Source organism: Paracoccus denitrificans (assembly GCF_900100045.1).
GTDB lineage: Bacteria > Pseudomonadota > Alphaproteobacteria > Rhodobacterales > Rhodobacteraceae > Paracoccus > Paracoccus denitrificans.
Genome location: NZ_FNEA01000005.1, coordinates 121580 through 139080 on the forward strand (window position 1 = coordinate 121580; position 17501 = coordinate 139080).

Annotated in this window: 19 protein-coding genes and 1 tRNA gene; 11 read left to right on the plus strand and 9 right to left on the minus strand. The window is 64.7% G+C overall.

The genetic code is table 11. The annotated features are described in order from the left end of the window. Positions 1 to 48: 48 nt before the first annotated feature. The 6 genes from BLT64_RS05540 to pyk form a co-directional block, all read right to left on the minus strand. Positions 49 to 393: an arsenate reductase family protein gene (locus BLT64_RS05540; protein ID WP_011748557.1), complete on the minus strand. Its 345-nt coding sequence runs from the start codon at positions 391 to 393 to the stop codon at positions 49 to 51. Positions 394 to 424: 31 nt separating this feature from the next. After that, on the minus strand, positions 425 to 1786 hold the full coding sequence (locus tag BLT64_RS05545; RefSeq protein WP_011748558.1) for a cytochrome P450: 1362 nt from the start codon (positions 1784 to 1786) through the stop codon (positions 425 to 427). Positions 1787 to 2024: 238 nt separating this feature from the next. After that, positions 2025 to 2384 carry a 50S ribosomal protein L20 gene (rplT, locus tag BLT64_RS05550; protein WP_011748559.1) on the minus strand — a complete coding sequence of 120 codons (360 nt, stop codon included), beginning with the start codon at positions 2382 to 2384 and terminating at the stop codon, positions 2025 to 2027. Positions 2385 to 2396: 12 nt separating this feature from the next. Further along, the gene (gene rpmI / locus BLT64_RS05555; protein WP_010398741.1) at positions 2397 to 2597 is read right to left on the minus strand and encodes a 50S ribosomal protein L35; all 201 of its coding nucleotides are present in this window, start codon (positions 2595 to 2597) and stop codon (positions 2397 to 2399) included. 108 nt (positions 2598 to 2705) lie between these two features. Next, positions 2706 to 3095, minus strand: coding sequence for a hypothetical protein (locus BLT64_RS05560; protein ID WP_011748560.1), 390 nt, complete (start codon positions 3093 to 3095; stop codon positions 2706 to 2708). A 40-nt stretch (positions 3096 to 3135) separates the two neighbouring features. After that, positions 3136 to 4581 (minus strand): pyruvate kinase, encoded by a 1446-nt coding sequence (gene pyk, locus BLT64_RS05565; protein ID WP_011748561.1) that lies wholly within the window; start codon positions 4579 to 4581, stop codon positions 3136 to 3138. Positions 4582 to 4701: 120 nt separating this feature from the next. Here pyk and BLT64_RS05570 point away from each other — a divergent pair, with 120 nt between their 5' ends. Continuing rightward, positions 4702 to 5442, plus strand: coding sequence for an N-formylglutamate amidohydrolase (locus BLT64_RS05570; protein ID WP_011748562.1), 741 nt, complete (start codon positions 4702 to 4704; stop codon positions 5440 to 5442). A gap of 749 nt (positions 5443 to 6191) precedes the next feature. Here BLT64_RS05570 and BLT64_RS05575 read toward each other — a convergent pair. Further along, the gene (locus BLT64_RS05575) at positions 6192 to 6431 is read right to left on the minus strand and encodes a hypothetical protein (RefSeq protein ID WP_011748563.1); all 240 of its coding nucleotides are present in this window, start codon (positions 6429 to 6431) and stop codon (positions 6192 to 6194) included. Positions 6432 to 7044: 613 nt separating this feature from the next. Here BLT64_RS05575 and BLT64_RS05580 point away from each other — a divergent pair. The 3 genes from BLT64_RS05580 to BLT64_RS26760 all read left to right on the plus strand — a co-directional run bounded on the left by BLT64_RS05580 (position 7045) and on the right by BLT64_RS26760 (position 8478). Beyond that, a complete protein-coding gene (locus BLT64_RS05580; protein WP_011748565.1) occupies positions 7045 to 7464 on the plus strand; it encodes a hypothetical protein in 420 nt (139 codons plus the stop codon). Between the two features lie 486 nt (positions 7465 to 7950). Continuing rightward, on the plus strand, positions 7951 to 8319 hold the full coding sequence (locus BLT64_RS26755) for an Arc family DNA-binding protein (RefSeq protein ID WP_041529953.1): 369 nt from the start codon (positions 7951 to 7953) through the stop codon (positions 8317 to 8319). Between the two features lie 3 nt (positions 8320 to 8322). Further along, on the plus strand, positions 8323 to 8478 hold the full coding sequence (locus BLT64_RS26760) for a hypothetical protein (protein ID WP_157137437.1): 156 nt from the start codon (positions 8323 to 8325) through the stop codon (positions 8476 to 8478). 237 nt (positions 8479 to 8715) lie between these two features. On the opposite strand, the gene BLT64_RS25975 is transcribed toward BLT64_RS26760, so the two are convergent. Together BLT64_RS25975 and BLT64_RS05595 are read right to left on the minus strand one after the other, a co-directional pair. After that, positions 8716 to 9780 (minus strand): tetratricopeptide repeat protein, encoded by a 1065-nt coding sequence (locus BLT64_RS25975; protein WP_011748567.1) that lies wholly within the window; start codon positions 9778 to 9780, stop codon positions 8716 to 8718. Positions 9781 to 10561: 781 nt separating this feature from the next. Beyond that, positions 10562 to 10637 (minus strand) — tRNA-Ile (locus BLT64_RS05595). A 171-nt stretch (positions 10638 to 10808) separates the two neighbouring features. Here BLT64_RS05595 and choX point away from each other — a divergent pair. From choX to BLT64_RS05630, 7 genes are all read left to right on the plus strand, one after another. After that, the gene (gene choX, locus BLT64_RS05600) at positions 10809 to 11744 is read left to right on the plus strand and encodes a choline ABC transporter substrate-binding protein (RefSeq protein WP_011748569.1); all 936 of its coding nucleotides are present in this window, start codon (positions 10809 to 10811) and stop codon (positions 11742 to 11744) included. Next, positions 11745 to 13241, plus strand: a complete 1497-nt coding sequence (gene betC / locus BLT64_RS05605) for a choline-sulfatase (protein ID WP_011748570.1) — start codon at positions 11745 to 11747, stop codon at positions 13239 to 13241. 134 nt (positions 13242 to 13375) lie between these two features. Further along, positions 13376 to 13957 carry a DUF1269 domain-containing protein gene (locus tag BLT64_RS05610; protein ID WP_011748571.1) on the plus strand — a complete coding sequence of 194 codons (582 nt, stop codon included), beginning with the start codon at positions 13376 to 13378 and terminating at the stop codon, positions 13955 to 13957. 39 nt (positions 13958 to 13996) lie between these two features. Continuing rightward, positions 13997 to 14755 (plus strand): monofunctional biosynthetic peptidoglycan transglycosylase, encoded by a 759-nt coding sequence (gene mtgA / locus BLT64_RS05615; protein WP_011748572.1) that lies wholly within the window; start codon positions 13997 to 13999, stop codon positions 14753 to 14755. A gap of 85 nt (positions 14756 to 14840) precedes the next feature. After that, positions 14841 to 15530 carry an FtsZ-binding protein FzlA gene (gene fzlA, locus BLT64_RS05620; RefSeq protein WP_041529955.1) on the plus strand — a complete coding sequence of 230 codons (690 nt, stop codon included), beginning with the start codon at positions 14841 to 14843 and terminating at the stop codon, positions 15528 to 15530. Continuing rightward, complete coding sequence (gene queG, locus BLT64_RS05625; RefSeq protein ID WP_011748574.1) at positions 15511 to 16554, plus strand: tRNA epoxyqueuosine(34) reductase QueG; 1044 nt, start codon at positions 15511 to 15513, stop codon at positions 16552 to 16554. The genes fzlA and queG overlap by 20 nt, the downstream gene beginning before the upstream one ends. Beyond that, the gene (locus BLT64_RS05630) at positions 16551 to 17492 is read left to right on the plus strand and encodes a DMT family transporter (RefSeq protein ID WP_011748575.1); all 942 of its coding nucleotides are present in this window, start codon (positions 16551 to 16553) and stop codon (positions 17490 to 17492) included. Before queG ends, BLT64_RS05630 begins: the two co-directional genes overlap by 4 nt. Positions 17493 to 17501: the final 9 nt, after the last annotated feature.

The window sequence follows — 17501 nt, forward strand, 5'->3', positions numbered from 1 at the left end:
CTTGCGGTTCCCGCGCCGATTAGCACGCGGGCGCCGCAGGGAAAAGCCTCAGCGGGCGAAGGTTTCCGCCACCAGTTCCGCCGGCCGGCACAGCCGCACGCCGCCGGGACCGCAGACGATGGGCCGCTCGACCAGCAGCGGGTTCTCGACCATGGCGGCAAGGATGTCCTCGTCGCCGGCATCCAGCAGGCCGCGCTCTGCGGCATCGGTGCCCTTGACGCGCATTGCCTGGCGCGGCGTGACGTCGGCGGCGGCGAACAGGCCCAGAAGCTGGGCGCGGGTCCAGCCCTCGCGGGCATAATCGACGATCTCGGGCTCGTGCCCGGCGTCGCGGATCATCTGCAGGACCTTGCGCGAGGTCGAGCAGGTCGGCTTGTGATAGATGGTGATCATGCCGGGACTTTGGCCCGGCCCGCGCGGGCTTTCAAGACCGTTCCGCAACCTTCAACCAGACCCCGCCATGCGGCCGCAGCGTCAGGATCATGCGCGGCTGCGGCTGGCGCCCGGTCAGCTCGAAGCGAAAGCGCGACACCAGCGTGGCCAGGATAATCACCGCCTCCTGCAAGGCGAAGCTGGCGCCGATGCAGATGCGGGGACCGGCGCCAAAGGGCAGGAAGGCGAAGCGGTCGCGGGTCACGCCGGGAGCGAAACGCCCAGGGTCGAAGCGGTCGGGATCGTCCCAGAGCATGTGATGGCGATGCAGCGCATAGATCGGCATCATGATCGTGTCGCCCGGCCGCACCTCGCGACCGCCCAGCCTGTCGTGGATGCGGGCGGTGCGCGACAGGAAGGCCGCGGGCGGGTAAAGCCGCAACGCCTCCTCGACCACCTGCCGGATATAGGTCAGGCGCGGCAGATCGGCGGCGGTCGCGGCACGGCCGCCCAGCGCCGCGACCGCCTCGCTGGCGGCGCGGTGCTGGACCTGCGCGTCGAAGGCCAGCAGGTAAAGCGCCCAGGCCAGCGTCAGCGCCGTGGTCTCATGCCCGGCGACGATGAAGGTCAACAGGTTGTCGCGCAGTTCTGCCGGGGTCATGCGGCGATGGGTCTCGGGGTCCTCGCCGGCGCGGAGCAGATCCAGCAGGTCTGGCACCGGGCGGGGGCCGGAACGCGCACGGGCGCGGATCGCCTCGTCGGCGACGCGTTTCATGCGGCGCAGGTCGCCGCCGGAAAACAGCCGGCCGGGGCGCGGAATCCAGCCGGGCAGCCCCAGGATGTCCAGCACGGAAATCCGCGCCGTGCCGGCGATATAGGCGTCGATGGCGTGATGCACCGCATCGCGGTCGAAGCCCTCGTCGCCCGAAAACGTCACGTCCGAGATCACTTCGAAAGTCGCGGCCACGGTCTCGGCAAAGACATCGACCGGGCCGTCGGCCGCCGCGAGCCGTTGCGCGCTGGCCTCGGCGGCGGCTGTCATCACCGGACCCAGCGCCTCGACATGGCGCTGCGCAAAGGCCGGGGCGGCGGCAAGGCGCTGCCAGCGCCAATGCGCGCCCTCGGCCACGAACATCGAATTGCCGATGGCAGGCTCCAGGATCAGGCGGGTCACCAGCGATTTCGGATAATCCTCCACCCGGTCCTTGAGCACGCGCCGCAGCGCCCCCAGGTCCATGACCATATGCCAGCGCTTGCCGGTCTTGCCCGAAACCATGGGCTGGCGGGTGGCGATCTCGGGGATCAGTTCCAGCACGTTGCGCCGTGCGGTCATGGCGCTGGCGATGACCCCCATCGGCTGGCGATGCAGGGCCACACGGGCAGGATAGCGTTCGGGCGGGTGGTCAGGAGACATCAGCGGCAGAACCCGCAAGCCGCGGCCTCGGTTCCCCTCCCGCCCGGCGCTCTTCACCGTTTCCCAAATACTCCGGGGGGTGAGGAGCGAAAAAGGTCCAGCGGACCTTTTTCAGCGACGAACGGGGCAGAGCCCCCGCGACGGCGCCGCCGGGCGAGCCTCCTGCCCGAAGGCCGGGCCATGAAAAAACCCGCGCCATTCGGACGCGGGTTCTGTCAGTCCAGCCTTTCGCCCGAAATCAGGCGGCGGCTTTCGCCTGTGCGACGACGGCGGCAAAGGCCTCGGGCTCGTGGACGGCCAGGTCGGCCAGGACCTTGCGGTCCACCTCGATGCCCGCTTTCGCCAGTGCGGCGATGAAGCGCGAATAGGTCATCTCGGCATCGACGGCGCGAACGGCGGCGTTGATGCGCTGGATCCACAGCGCGCGGAAGTTGCGCTTGCGCGTCTTGCGGTCGCGGGTCGCGTATTGGTTGGCCTTGTCGACGGCCTGGGTCGCGGTGCGGAAGTTGCGCGAACGGTTGCCGTAATAGCCTTTCGCCGCGTCCAGAACCTTCTTGTGGCGGGCGTGGGTGATCTTACCCGATTTGACTCGTGCCATGTCCGGTTCTCCTTAGCGGTTGTAGGGCATGTATTTCTTGACGATCTTCGCGTCCGCATCGGACAGGATCATGGTCCCGGTCACGTCGCGGATGAATTTCGTCGAGCGCTTGATCATGCCGTGGCGCTTGCCGGCCGGGCCGGCCTTGACCTTGCCCGTGGCCGTCATCGAGAACCGCTTCTTGGCGGCCGATTTGGTCTTCATCTTCGGCATTTTACTCTCCTTGCGGTCAGAGTGAACGCACGACTCGGCAATGCCATCTCGGCCGGCCGCGCGGGTGGAAGCGTGCCCTATAAGGGGGCACGCGGGGATTGGCAAGGGTTATTGCCCTTCGACCGGAGCTTCGGGCTCAGCCTCTGGCGCGTCCGCAGCCGGGGCATCGGCGGCGGTTTCCGTCGCGGCTTCGGCAGGGGTTTCGGCGGCAGGCGTTTCGGTCGGGGCCGTCTCGGCCGGCGCCTCGGGGGCCGGCGCGGTCACCGGGTCGGTGCCGGTCGTCACCTGCCCGCTGACCAGCCGCTGCCAGCTTTCCTCCAGCGACTGGATGCCGAAGGGCCGCGGGTCGAGCCAGGCGGCCGCGAACAGCAGCACGATGCCCAGCACCAGCAGAAGCGCGGCACCGCGGGGCGCCTGAGTGCGCACCACCGAAACGATGGCCATGAGGACCGAGAGAGCGCAAAGCGCCGCGCCGGCCAACAGCAGGATGTCGATCATCGGATCACCTTTCCGTTGCAGATCTCTTTGGATCCGCGCCTTATTCTGGATCGGTGCGATAGATCAAGCGCTCGTCGCAGGGCGCGATACGCAGAATGTTGGTCGTGCCCGGCACATTGAAGGGCACGCCGGCCATGACGACGATCTGATTCGACTCGTCGGCAAAGCCGAAATCCCGCGCCGCCTTGGCCGCATTCACCACCGCCTGCTTGAAGCGTTCCAGCGAGGGCGTCTTGACGCAATGCGTGCCCCAGGTCAGGCACAGCCGGCGCAGCGTGCCCTGTTCCGAGGACATGGCGACGATCGGCACCCGCGGCCGTTCCCGCGCCGTCAGGCTGGCGGTGGTGCCGGACTGGGTATAGGCGCAGATGCAGGAAATGTCGGTGGTCTCGGCAATCTCGCGCGCGGCGGCGACGATGGCATCGGCCACGGTCTGGCGCTTGGCGCTGCGCGAGCTTTCGATGATGTCGCGATAGGTCGGGTCGCTTTCGACCGAGCGCGCGACATTGTCCATGGTGGCGACCGCCTCGACCGGATAGGCGCCGGCGGCGCTTTCGGCCGAAAGCATCACCGCATCGGCCCCCTCGTAGATGGCGGTGGCCACGTCCGAGACCTCGGCGCGGGTCGGCATCGGGCTTTCGATCATCGATTCCAGCATCTGCGTGGCGACGATGACCGGCTTCGCGGCCGCGCGGCAGGCGCGCACCAGCCGCTTCTGGATCGGCGGCACGGAATGCACCGGCAGTTCGACGCCCAGGTCGCCCCGCGCCACCATGATCCCGTCCGAGACCTTGAGGATCTCGCTGAAGGCGCGCACGGCGGCGGGCTTTTCGATCTTGGACAGGATGGCCGCGCGGCCCTTGGCCAGTTCGCGCGCCTCGATCACGTCCTCGGGCCGCTGCACGAAGCTCAGCGCCAGCCAGTCCGCGCCGATCTCGCAGGCGAATTCCAGGTCCTCGCGGTCCTTCTCGGACAGCGCGGCCAGGGGCAGCACAACGTCGGGCACGTTCACGCCCTTGCGGTTCGAGATCGCCCCGCCCGCAGTCACCGTGCAATCGGCGAAATCCGCACCGCAGGCCTGCACCCGCAAGCGGATCTTGCCGTCGTTGACCAGAAGTTCGGCGCCCGGTTCCAGCGCAGCAAAGATCTCGGGATGCGGCAATTGCACGCGGCTGGCGTCGCCGGGCGTCGCGTCCAGGTCGAAGCGGAAGGATTGCCCCTCGGCCAGGTCGTGCGGTCCATCGGCAAAGGTGCCGACGCGCAGCTTCGGCCCCTGCAGGTCGGCCAGCACGGCGATGGGGCGGCCCGATTCGGCCTCGACCTGGCGAATGATGTCGTAGCGGGCGCGCTGTTCCTCATGGGTGCCGTGGCTCATGTTCAGGCGGAACACATCCGCCCCGGCCTCGAAAAGCGCCCGGATGGTGGCAAAATCGCTGGATGCCGGACCCAGGGTTGCCACGATCTTGACCTTGCGATGCCGTCTCATCCGTCTCTCCCTGCATGTTTGCGCTATCGTCGCCGCTGTTATGGCCTATCGGGCGGCCTGCGGCAACTGGTGCTTGGGCTTGCGATTGCCTAAAGCTTGCTGCGGAAAGGCGACGGACGGATGACGGCAAAGCCCTATTCAACGATCGGAGAGGACCGGCCCTCGCGCTGGCTGATCACCTGCGACCATGCCACGAACCGCGTGCCGGGCTGGATCGGCGGCGGCGACCTGGGTATCGCGCCCGAGGACATGGCCCGCCATATCGCCTATGACGTCGGCGCCGCCGGGCTGACGCGGGCCTTGGCCGAGCGGCTGGATGCCCCGGCGATCCTGTCGGATTTCTCGCGCCTGGTGATCGACCCGAATCGCGGCGAGGACGATCCGACCCTGGTGATGCGCATCTATGACGGCACGGTGATCCCCGCCAATCGCCGCATCGATGCGACCGAGCGCGAAAGGCGGCTCGAGCGGCTTTACCGCCCCTATCACGACGCCTATGCCCGGCTGGCGGCCATGCATCCGCGCCGCGCGATCTGCGCGATCCACAGCTTTACCCGGCAATTGCGCGGCCGGCCGCGCCGGCCTTGGGCGGTCGGGGTGCTTTACTCGCATCGCGACAAGCGGCTGGGTCCGGCCATGGTGCGCGAATGCCGCGACCTTGGCTGGATCACCGGCGAGAACGAACCCTATTCCGGCCATCTGGACGGCGATTCCATCGACCGCCACGCGCTGGCGCATGGCAGGCCGAACCTGCTGATCGAGGTGAGGAACGACCTGATCGCCGACGAGGCCGGCCAGCAGCTTTGGGCCGAACGACTGGCCGAGGTGCTGGAGGATTTCCTGGACCGGCAGGGCTTGTGAAGGAAACAGCGCGATGCCCTGTAAAGTCAGGCCGAGGCGCTCCTGGATCAAACCTTGGCGGGGCAGATCGCGGCCCATTGGCCAGGGACGCGCTGTTCGAGTTCGGTTCCTTGCCAAGCGCCGCGGCACCGGGGCTGGTGCAGCGCCGGGACCAACGAACGCACCAGGATCGACGGTCATCGGTGGACCACCTCCCGGCGCATCCTGCCCAAAGAGACAACTATCGCGAATCCTCGTCGCGCTGTAGTTGATTGATCAGTTAATCAGTGCATCATTTCAGTGAACCAGTTGGAAAGCGCCGGGCCTTCGGGTCCGGCTTTTTTATGTGCCGCACCCTGACGCTGTCTGGTCACTCAGGGCGGCAGATCCATCCGCACCAAAGCGATCAGATACAGCACCCACGGAGCCAGGACCGCCCCACCAAGCGCGAACAGCAGGTATCTTCGCCATCCGCTGCGGATAGTGGCCAATGTAAGGGCAATCGCTGCGGCGACGGGTAACAGCATGAGCACAGGCATGCGAGGATATTAGGCCGAGCCATTCACGATATGCTCGCCAAAAACCCGCCATCCTGCCGGCCTAGCCGAAACCCGCCCAACGCTCATGCTGGCCTAGGCGGTCAACCGCCACCATCGCCCGCCTCGTGGCGGCGAGATCAGCCAGAGAGGGGCAGCCCGGTCCCGAAGAGGCCGGCATCGACTTCATTCAGGCCCATGCCGGATACCAGTGACATCAGCAGCGCAAGGTCGTCATGCCGAGAGCTCTAAGATGTCGAACGCCAGGCAAAGGTCATCCTCGATCAGATTGGCTCTGACCTTGACCTCGACATCCCCGGATTCGGCCGAGCGCAGCCTTGCCGTCCAGATCTCGTTGTGCGAACGGAGTTCCATTACAGCGTGGCCCGCGAAGCGGAAAGCGAGGTAGCGGCGGACATGCGCCTCCAAATCATCCTCCAGCTCAACCGCGAGCACGTTACCAAAGATCATCATAACCGGATCCTGATTCTCAACACCAAGATCCGAACACAAAGTGAACGATTGAGTCTATATTGAGAAGATTAATTAGCCATCCCGCACCCTGAAATACTACCTATGGATAAGTTTTATCTCGGCATGGTTGATGAGTTGTTTAATCAGCTTGCATGAAAATATAAAAAAACGCCCCGCCTCGCCGATCTTCGCGCCGGCATCGAGCGCCGACCCACTGCCAGGCAATGAGCAGCGCGTAGCGCAGCGCCCGCTTGACCATGACATCCTGGATCTCGGCCGGGATCCACCGCCGGCGAAGGCCGGCCAGTCATACCGGCGCAGCTCATCGCCCCGGAGCCCAGCTGAATGCATGCGCTTATCCGTGAAAAGCCCCACGCGAGGCGGATTGGCAATGCCGAAATGTTCCATGTTTGTTCGGGAAATGGCTCTATTTCTGAACTGATCGGTTTCGAGATGTTCCCGCTCCGTCCACTGACGCGAACATCGGGCGCCGAGCGGCCGGCAACCCAGGTCCGCCGGCAGCGCCTTTTCGCCGGCGCATGTTTTCGTGATGCAACTTCGAGGCACGCAGACGCTATATGCTATCGTTGGATACTGCCTTGGAGCACGAAGGATGAAACTGGCACCGACACTCATGGCCGCTGTGGCTGTTGCCGCGATGGGCGCCGCTCCGGGCGCGGCCGATCCCGGTCGAGGCAATGGAAAAGGCGGTTTCGCGCGCCATCATGACGAACTTGGCCACAGAAACGGCCATCGCGTGCAAACCCGATATGTGGCCCATTGCCCGCCTGGACTCGCCAAGAAGAACCCGCCTTGCGTTCCGCCGGGTCAGGTCGGCAAGCGCTACGGCACCCGGGTCGGCGACATGCTGCGCGTCGGGAACTACGTGCTGATCCGCGACCTGGATCGGTATGGCCTGGAGCAGCGCCGAGGGTGGAATTACTATCGCGACGGTGACCGGATCTACCGCGTTGACAGCGGCACCCGAAAGATCCTCGCCGTTCTGAACCTAGTCGAGGCTTTCTCGAACTGAACGTGCCGAGCATCAGAGGAGCCTTGGCGCCAACCACGTGAGGATCAGCACGAGGGCGAATCCCCGGGGTTTCGCCTCGTCACGCAGCCACGTCTTGAACCAATCAGGCATCGGGGCGCCTTCCCGGCTTGCGAGCATGCGCCTCGATCACGCCCGGCAAAGCGCTGTCATATTACTGCAAGGTAAGGATGGGATATGGACCCGCGCCTGCCTTTGTCACTTTCTTTGGCGGGCTGGCTCCGGTCGGTTTTATGCGCGACTACTTTGTATCATCCGAAACTTTGCTTCGTGCGCAGCTTCCCTGACCGGAGCCGCCTGTCCCCGGCGGCTCCGTCTCACGCTTTCCGATGGAAAAGCCCCACGCGAGACGAGCCAACTAAATATCAGCGATTCCTTGACGGCTGGTGGCGTGTGATTAGGCTCGGGGGGCCGGCCGCTGATCATGCGGGCCAGCGACAGGGTGTATGTTACAGAGGAGGACGACTCATGGTTCAAGGGCAGGTTGGTGGCGCAAGCGTGGTGCCCGTGATGATTCGCATGCCGGAAGACTTGCGCGAACGGATCAAGGCAGCCGCCAAGGCCAATGGCCAAAGCCAGAACGGTGAGATCGTGGCGGCTCTGGAAGATAGGTACCCGGCATCTCCTGTTGAGGTGTGCGAGGTGGCGGATCAAATCCTGGACTTCATGACCGAACTCAGCGCCGACGAGCGAAGCGTACTCATGAAGGACCTCCCGCACAGGATGGCTTGCTTCAGCGCCGAGGACCAAGAGGTCTTCGCGGCAGTATTCCGCGCGGCAAAAGCAGCCGCCGACCTCAACGACCGGGTCGACGACCCGGCCATCCAGGACGCCTGACCCATGCCCCGCCTGATCGCCCTGATCCTGATCGCCTCCCTTTGCGCCTGCTCGTCGGGATCGACCGCGGGCAAATCGCCGGCCAAGCTTCGCGCCGAGTGTGACGCCGGCAAGTCCTACGCCTGCAAGGCCGTCAAGAAACACGACGCGTTATTGTGAACAGCTTCATGCTTACCCTTCCCGTCGTGTTTGCTTTTCCGCCAATGACCCCCGTCGCACTGGCAGTGATCACGACGGGATAGTTGAGGGCTGCCTCGGTCTGGCTGCCCAATCGACGGCAGGGCATAACTAGCAAACTCAACTAAGGCTATGTTCACCTTTGGACGGAAAAGCTCCACGCAAACCTTATTTCACATCTTCTGATTGGCGAGGCTAGCACAATCAGGCTTAAGGTAACTAAGTGCGTTCCAATCTCGCGCGGTAATGTGCATTTAGCGGCTCCAACTCACACGCCCTCTGAAAGCACTTCCTTGCGTCCATCTTTCTACCCATCTTCATATACGACAGTCCTTCACCAAAATGCGCCGGCGCGTAATCAGGCCATTTGTTCTTTGTAGTCTTACATACATAGAGACTGCCTTTGTCAGAGCCCAACCGCCGTAAACATGAAGCAAATGAGACCATTGAATCCTTGCGTGCAACAATGCTGTTGGCCACGGCGTAGCTCGACATAGCCTCGCTTATATCCCCCACACCTTCATAGGCCTGCCCCAAGAGGTGATGCGCCTCATCGCTTGCCGGATATGATTCTGTGGCGCCCTGAAGTTCGTAAACAGCCTCTGCATAGTTCTTCGATCTGAGCGCGCACCACCCATGATAAAATTGCCTCGGGAAACCTCCATGAGATAGGGCATCCCCATACTCCGGCATTGGAGGCAGAGGCTCTCCGGACATGAAATTGCGCAGGGTTGGAACAAGTCGTGCACGATTCCTTAAGTAACCAGCCGGTCCATGACCGACGAATCTCATTGTCCTTACTTCTACCCCTGGAACGCCCATCAAATGATTGGCGCAATATACGTCAATCGGGTCTCGCTCACCGGAAATCAACAGCGCATTTAAACCATCCTTAAAGGATTTGGCTAAATCCGGATGCCGAACTTTAACATCACGATTCGCTTTCCTGCTGTATTGACTATGCGGAAGATCAAGAATCGTCTCCGCTCCGAAAGCGATAGCTCTTGCCCCTTTAACCAGCCCAGCGAACAACAGCGCTCCGTATCCACCCATAGACTGGCCAGAGCAAAATACCTCTCGGACGCCCTTCGATTGGCAAAGCTTTTCTATCTCCTTTATACTGGTGTTCAAGCTTTTTCCAAGGCCGCGCACGCCATCCTGATACCATGTGTTGCTCCATCCTTGGACGAGCAACACATGAGTGTCGGTAGATAATTCCTGTGCTGTCTGCCAAAAATTAAACCGCCCCTCCGGCGCGCCGGTTGCCGTAAATAAAATCAGCATCCTTTCGGATGACGAACACTCAATGAAATGATGATACGCTATGAATGCTCCACGTTAGCCTGCTGCCTTCTTAGAACAGCCCAGGCAATCCAACAAGGTCGCCTGCTGCGCTACCGGACCCATGACGAGCGCAGGGAAGCCCTGATTAGCGCAATCAGTGAGAATGCAGTTGGGGAATGGCGCCCGTCGCCTACGTCGCTGACTTTCTTTCCCTGCCGGATCTCACCGACCCTACTCGCGCCCAAGCTACAGGAGGCAATCAATGAGCACACGGATCTTCTGGTCGTTGTCAGCATGTCGGGCGCGACGGTCTGCTGGTCTTCAAGCAAAGCAAGACAGGCGGCAGGGCTCATGTGCTGTGGACGTCGCCGCTTCCCGACCTCGCGAAAAGCTGGGAAAGCAAACACCAGGTCGCCCACGAGGTCATGCCCGTAGCCGCCGGGAAACTGGCTTTCCTCCAAACGGAGACGGGACGTACCTGCAGCGTCAAGGGCCTGGGGAACGTCATGAACAACGCCGCGGGACATGGAGTTGGAGAATCGAACCGCTCACGGGTTGCGGAAAGCCAAGCTGACGATGATCGCGGAATGCCGCGGATCCGTGGACGCAATCATGGCCTGGGCGGCCACAAGACGCTTGCGAGATCCAGAGATACATCCAGGCGGCAGGGATGAAGAGGCTCGCTCTGGGCACGGAACAAGAACAGAACGAAGCAAACCCACCCTGGGAAGGCAGCAAGCCAGTCATAAAGTCGCTATATTTCAAAACACTGAAAGGTTCGTGGTAGGCCCGGAGGGACTCGAACCCCCAACCAAGGCGTTATGAGCGCCCTGCTCTGACCATTGAGCTACAGGCCCCGAACGGCGCAACCATTGATCGAGCAAGCTCGCTTCGTCAAGGACGAGATCGCCACCGGCCCCGAAAATACCCGGGCAGCCCGGCATCCGCTCTTGATCCGGCATCGCGCCTGTGGGCTGATGGCGCATGAAGCCGCGGCCCTGCCGCGGCGCGAAACCGGAGATCCGACCATGCTCAGAACCGCCCTGTTGTCGCCTCTTGCCCTTGCCCTTGCAGCTGCGCCCGCGCTGGCGCAGGACCCCGCCAGTTGCGGAACCGTCCGCTTCTCGGATCCGGGCTGGACCGATATCACCGCCACGAACGGCGTCGCCATCGCCCTGCTGCAAGGGCTGGGCTACACGCCCCAGGTCAGCACGCTGTCGGTTCCCGTCGGCTATGAGGCGCTGAAGAACGGCGATACCGACGTCTTCCTGGGCAACTGGATGCCCGCGCAGCAGAAATTCCGCGACGACCTCGACGCCTCGGGCACCATCCAGGAACTGGTGCAGAACCTCGAAGGCGCCAAGTTCACCCTGGCCGTCACCGATGCTGCCGCCGATCTGGGCATCCAGGATTTCGCCGATCTGGATGCGCACAAGGACGCCTTCCAGGGCAAGATCTATGGCATCGAGCCCGGCGCCCCCGCCAACCAGACCATCCAGGGCATGATCGAAGCGGACAAGTTCGGCCTTGGCGACTGGGAGCTGGTCGAATCGAGCGAACAGGGCATGCTGGCGCAGGTCGCGCGCAACGATGCGGCCAAGACACCCTCGGTCTTCCTGGCCTGGGCGCCGCATCCGATGAACGTCAAGCTGGCCATCACCTATCTGTCGGGCGGGGACGAGGAGTTCGGCCCGGATTACGGCGGCGCCACCGTCCACACCCTGGCCCGCAACGAATGGGTCGAAGCCTGCCCCAACGTGGCGAAGCTGTTCACCCAGCTGACCTTTACCGTCGATCAGGAAAACCTGCTGATGGGCAAGATCCTCGACGACGGCATGGATGCGACCGATGCCGCCAAGGGTTGGATCGGCGAAAATGCCGAGACGGTGGCGACATGGCTTGACGGCGTGACCACGCTGGATGGAAAACCCGGTGCGGAAGCAGTCATGGCATCGGTAAAATAATTGAAACGACCCAATATCCTGATCGTGATGGCCGACCAGCTGTCGGGGGTGCTGTTCCCCGACGGCCCGGCCGAATTCCTGCATGTGCCGCATCTGCGGGCGCTGGCAGAACGCTCGACCCGCTACGGCAATGCCTATACCGGCAGCCCGCTTTGCGCGCCCGGACGCGCCAGCTTCATGTCCGGGCAGTTGCCGCGCCGCACGCGGGTCTATGACAATGCGGCCGAGTTCTGCTCGGACATTCCGACCTATGCCCATCACCTGCGCCGGGCGGGCTATCACACCTGCCTGTCGGGCAAGATGCATTTCGTCGGACCCGACCAGTTGCACGGCTTCGAGGAACGGCTGACCACCGACATCTATCCGGCCGATTTCGGCTGGACCCCGGATTACCGCAAGCCGGGCGAGCGCATCGACTGGTGGTATCACAACCTCGGCTCGGTCACCGGCGCCGGCGTGGCCGAGATCACCAACCAATACGAATACGACGACGAGGTCGCCTATAACGCCACCCGCAAGCTATACGACCTGGCGCGCGGCGGCGACGACCGGCCCTGGTGCCTGACGGTCAGCTTTACCCATCCGCACGACCCCTTCGTCGCCCGGCGGAAGTATTGGGATCTCTACGAGGGCATCCCCGAACTGGAGCCGCCCGAGCCGATCCCCCATGCCCGGATGGACCCGCATTCGCAGCGGCTGATGGACGCCTGCGACTGGCGCGGGCTGGAGGTCACGCCAGATCACATCCGCCGCGCCCGGCAGGGTTATTTCGCCAACATCTCATATATCGACGACAAGCTGGGCGAGATCATGGACGTGCTGGAGCGCACCCGGCAGGAGGCGATCGTGGTCTTCCTGTCGGACCATGGCGAGATGCTGGGCGAACGCGGCATGTGGTTCAAGATGAGCTTCTTCGAGGGCTCGGCGCGGGTGCCCTTGATGATCGCGGCGCCGGGCATGGCGCCCGGCCGCGTGGAGGTGCCGGTCTCGACCGTCGACGTGCTGCCGACGATCTGCGACCTCGCCGGGATCTCGATGGCCGAGATCGCGCCCTGGACCGACGGACGCTCATTGGCGCGGGGCGCCGAGGGACGCGGCCCGGTGGCGATGGAATACGCCGCCGAAGGCAGCGTCGCGCCACTGGTCTGCCTGCGCGACGGCGATTGGAAATACATCGCCTGTGAGGCGGACCCCGAGATGCTCTTCAACCTGGCCGAGGACCCGGCCGAGCGGGTGAACCGCGCGGCCGACCCGACGGCGGCCGAGGTGCTGGCACGGATGCGGGCCATGGCCGGCGAGCGTTGGGACATGGCCGCCTATGACGCCGAGGTGCGCGAAAGCCAGGCACGGCGCTGGATCGTCTATGAGGCATTGCGCAACGGCGCCTATTTCCCCTGGGACTACCAGCCGCTGATGAAGGCATCCGAACGCTACATGCGCAACCACATGGACCTGAACGTGCTGGAGGAGTCCAGGCGCTTCCCGCGGGGCGAATAGGCGGCGCTTTCTGTCCAAGAGATGCCAGCCACCGCACGGCATCGGACCCCGGCCGCGACCGCGTGTCGCAGCCGGGGAACCCGCCGCACGGCCGGGGCGTTGGCCCGCCGTCATCAGCCAAGAGGATACATCCCATGTCCGACCTGCTTGTCATCGCCTTCGACGACGAGGCGACCGGTTTCGAGTTGCGCACCGAGCTGGTCAAGATGCAGAAGGAATACCTGATCGAGCTTGAGGATGCCGTGGTCGTCACCCGCCCCTCGGCCGACGATATCCAGTTGCATCAGGCCGTGAACCTGACCGCCGCGGGCGCACTTGGCGGCGGGTTCTGGGGCACGCTGGTCGGGCTGATCTTCCTCAACCCGCTGATCGGCGCGGCGGTGGGCGCGGGCGCCGGCGCCATCGCCGGCAAGCTTTCGGACATCGGCATCAACGACGATTTCATGCGCGAGCTTGGCCAGTCCATCCCGCCCGGCGGCTCGGCCGTGTTCATCCTGGTGCGCAAGATGACCGCCGACAAGGTGCTGGCGCGGCTGGAAAGCTTCCATCTCAGGGGCCGGGTCATGCAGACCTCGCTGCCCGAGGCCGAGGAAGAGCGCCTGCGCGAAGCCTTTGCCGGCGGCAAGCTGGGCTCGGCGCTCGGCATGCCGCAGGTGGACCGGCCCGCCCCGGGCGCCGCACCGGCGGCAGGATCGGAGCCTTCGCCCTCGGCCTGACGCTTGACGCAAGGGGCATGGGCGTGACAGGACGCCTCCATGCCCCACCGCACGGACACCATTGACGACAACCCCGAGGCGCCGATGCCGCGCGCGCGTCGTCGCATGCGCGGCTGGCGGCCCCTGCGCCGCGTCGTGCTGTGGCTGTGGTCCTGGCTCAGCTGGATCGGCGTGCGGCTTCTGGCGCTGATGATCGTGTTGGTGCTGCTGTTTTCCTTCATCAACCCGCCGACCACCTGGACCATCATCCAGGGCCAGCGCGAATTTCCCGGCCGGGCGGCACGGCAATGGGTCGGCCTGGACCGGATCTCGCCCCACATGGTCCGCGCGGTGGTCGCGGCCGAGGATGCCAATTTCTGCAACCACTGGGGCTTCGACATGGTCGAGATCCGCCGCGTCATCGCCTCGGGCTCGTCGCGCGGCGCCTCGACCATCACCCAGCAGACGGCCAAGAACGTCTTCTTGTGGCAAGGGCGCAGTTGGCCCCGCAAGGTGATGGAGACGGTCTACACCCCGATGATCGAGGCGCTGTGGTCCAAGCGCCGCATCGTCGAGGTCTATCTGAACATCGCCGAATTCGGCCGCGGCGTCTTCGGCATCAAGGCGGCTGCGGAACATTACTTCAAGACCACGCCCGACAAGCTGACCCTGCGGCAGTCGGCGGCGCTCGCCTCGATCCTGCCGGCGCCGCGCACGCGCAACCCGCAGACCGGCTCGGCCCGCACCCGCTCGATCGTCAGCGGCGCCGAGACGATCCGGGCGGACGGGCGCGATTCCTGCCTGAGGCTGGGGCGCTGATCCGCCGGCCCCCGCCATGGCGGTTGAAACCGCGCGCCACGGGGCGTATCAACCGAAGACCCGAGAACGAACCGGTTTTCCCCTCATGAATACTTCCTCGCCCAGTTCCACGATTCGCCTTTACCATGTCGCCCTGTCGCCCTTTTGCCGCAAGGTCAGGCTGGTGCTGGCCGAAAAGCGGATCGAGGTCGAGCTGGTCGAGGACCGTTTCTGGGAGCCGGGCTCGGAAATCCTGCGCCGCAACCCGGCAGGCAAGCTGCCGGTCCTGCGCATGGAAGGCCGGCTGATGGCCGAAAGCCAGGCGATCTGCGAATACCTGGACGAAATCCAGCCCCAGCCCTCGCTGATGCCCGCCCTGCCGGCCGAGCGTTACGAGGTCCGCCGCCTCTGCGCCTGGTTCGACGACAAGTTCAACGCCGAGGTGACCCGGCCGGTGATGACCGAGCGGGTCTGGAAAAAGGTGATGCGCCTGGGCTACCCGGATTCGCGCACCGTCAAGGCGGGCCTCTCGGCGATCCGCTATCATCTCGACTACATGAAAAGCCTGCTGGAGCATCGCCGCTGGCTGGCGGGCGACGTGATGACGCTGGCCGATTTCACCGCCGCCGCGCATCTGTCCTGCCTCGATTACATCTCGGACGTGGACTGGACCTATTCGACCGAGGTTCAGGAATGGTATGCCAAGATCAAGTCGCGGCCCGCCTTCCGCAGCCTGCTGGCCGACCATCTGCCGGGCGTCCACCCGGCGCCGCATTATGCGCTCCTGGATTTCTGACCCCGCCGAGATCCGTTCGCGGCTGGAACAGCAGGCACGGGCCGAGGGTTTCTCGGCCCTTGGCATTTGCGCCCCCGACGCGAACCCGCAACTGCCCGAGCGGCTGGCCGCGTTCCTGGAACAAGGCCGCCACGGCCAGATGGGCTGGATGGCCGAGCGCACGCATTGGCGCGCCTCGCCCGCGACCCTGTGGCCCGAGGCGCGCTCGGTCGTCATGCTGGCCGAGCTTTACACGCCGGAACACGACCCGATGGCGGTGCTGGACCACAAGAATCGCGGCGCGGTCAGCGTCTACGCGCAGGGCAAGGATTACCACGACCTGGTCAAGAAGCGGCTCAAGCGCCTTGGCGGCTGGCTGGTCGGGCTGACCGGCTGCGAGATCAAGGTCTTTGTCGATACCGCCCCGGTGATGGAGAAACCGCTGGCGCAGGCCGCCGGTCTGGGTTGGCAGGGCAAGCACACCAACCTGCTGTCGCGCGAACTGGGCAGCTGGTTCTTTCTGGGCGCGATCTTCACCACGCTGGACCTGCCGAAGGACGCACCCGAGCATTCGCATTGCGGTTCGTGCCGGGCCTGTCTCGACGCCTGCCCGACCGGGGCCTTTCCGGCACCCTATCAGCTGGACGCGCGGCGCTGCATCTCCTACCTGACCATCGAGCACAAGGGGCCGGTCGATCCCGAGCTGCGGCCGATGCTGGGCAACCGCATCTATGGCTGCGACGACTGCCTTGCCGCCTGCCCCTGGAACAAGTTCGCACAGGCGGCGACCGAGCTGCGCTATCACGGCCCCCACGGCGCGCCGGTGCTGGCGGAGCTTGCGCAACTGGACGATGCGGGTTTCCGCGAGCGTTTCTCGGGCAGTCCGATCAAGCGCATCGGCCGCGACCGCATGGTGCGCAATGTGCTTTACGCCATCGGCAATTCGGGGCTTGCACATCTGCGCCCGCTGGCCGAAGCATTGCGGCAGGACCCCGACCCGGGCGTCGCCGATGCGGCGCAATGGGCATGCGAGCGATTGCCATGATCCACACGCCTCCAAGCCCGCTGCGCGGCATCCTGCTGAAATGCCTCAGCGTGCTGGTGTTCACCATCATGGCCTCGATCGTCAAGGCGACCGCCGAGGGCGGGCTGGGCGTGCCGCCGGGCCAGCAGGTCTTTTTCCGCTCGCTTTTCGCCATTCCGGTCATCCTGGTCTGGCTGGCATTCCGGCACGAACTGGGCGTCGGGCTGAAGACCTTTCGCCCGATGGGGCATTTCTATCGCGGCGTGATCGGCACCGCCGCCATGGGGCTGGGCTTCTGGGCCCTGGCGCTGCTGCCTTTCCCCGAGGTCACGGCCATCGGCTATGCCGCGCCGCTGCTGACGGTGATCTTCGCCGCCATGTTCCTGGGCGAGGACGTGCGGCTGTTCCGCCTGTCCATGGTGGTGCTGGGGCTGGTCGGCGTGGTGATCGTGCTGTCCCCGCGCCTGAGCTTCGGCGCCGAAATGGGCTACAAGGAAAGCCTGGGGGCCATGGTCACGCTGTCGGGTGCCGCCTGCACGGCGCTGGCGCAGATCTTCGTGCGCAAGCTGGTGCAGGAGGAGCGCACCTCGGCCATCGTGTTCTGGTTCTCGGTCACCTCGACGCTGCTGGGGCTGCTGACGGTGCCTTTCGGCTGGGTGATGCCCGATGCCGAAACCGCGGCGCTGCTGGTCACCATCGGGCTTCTGGGCGGGCTGGGGCAGATCCTGCTGACCTCGGCCTATCGCTATGCCGATGCCTCGCTGGTGGCGCCCTTCGAATATGCCTCGATGCTGCTGGCGCTGCTGATCGGCTGGTTCATCTTCGACGAGGCGCCGACCCTGGTCATGCTGATCGGCGCGGCGCTGGTCATCACCGCCGGCATCCTGATCATCTGGCGCGAGCGGCAGCTGGGGCTGGAGCGCAACCGCCAGCGCAAGGCCATGACCCCGCAGGGTTAGGGCGCGGCT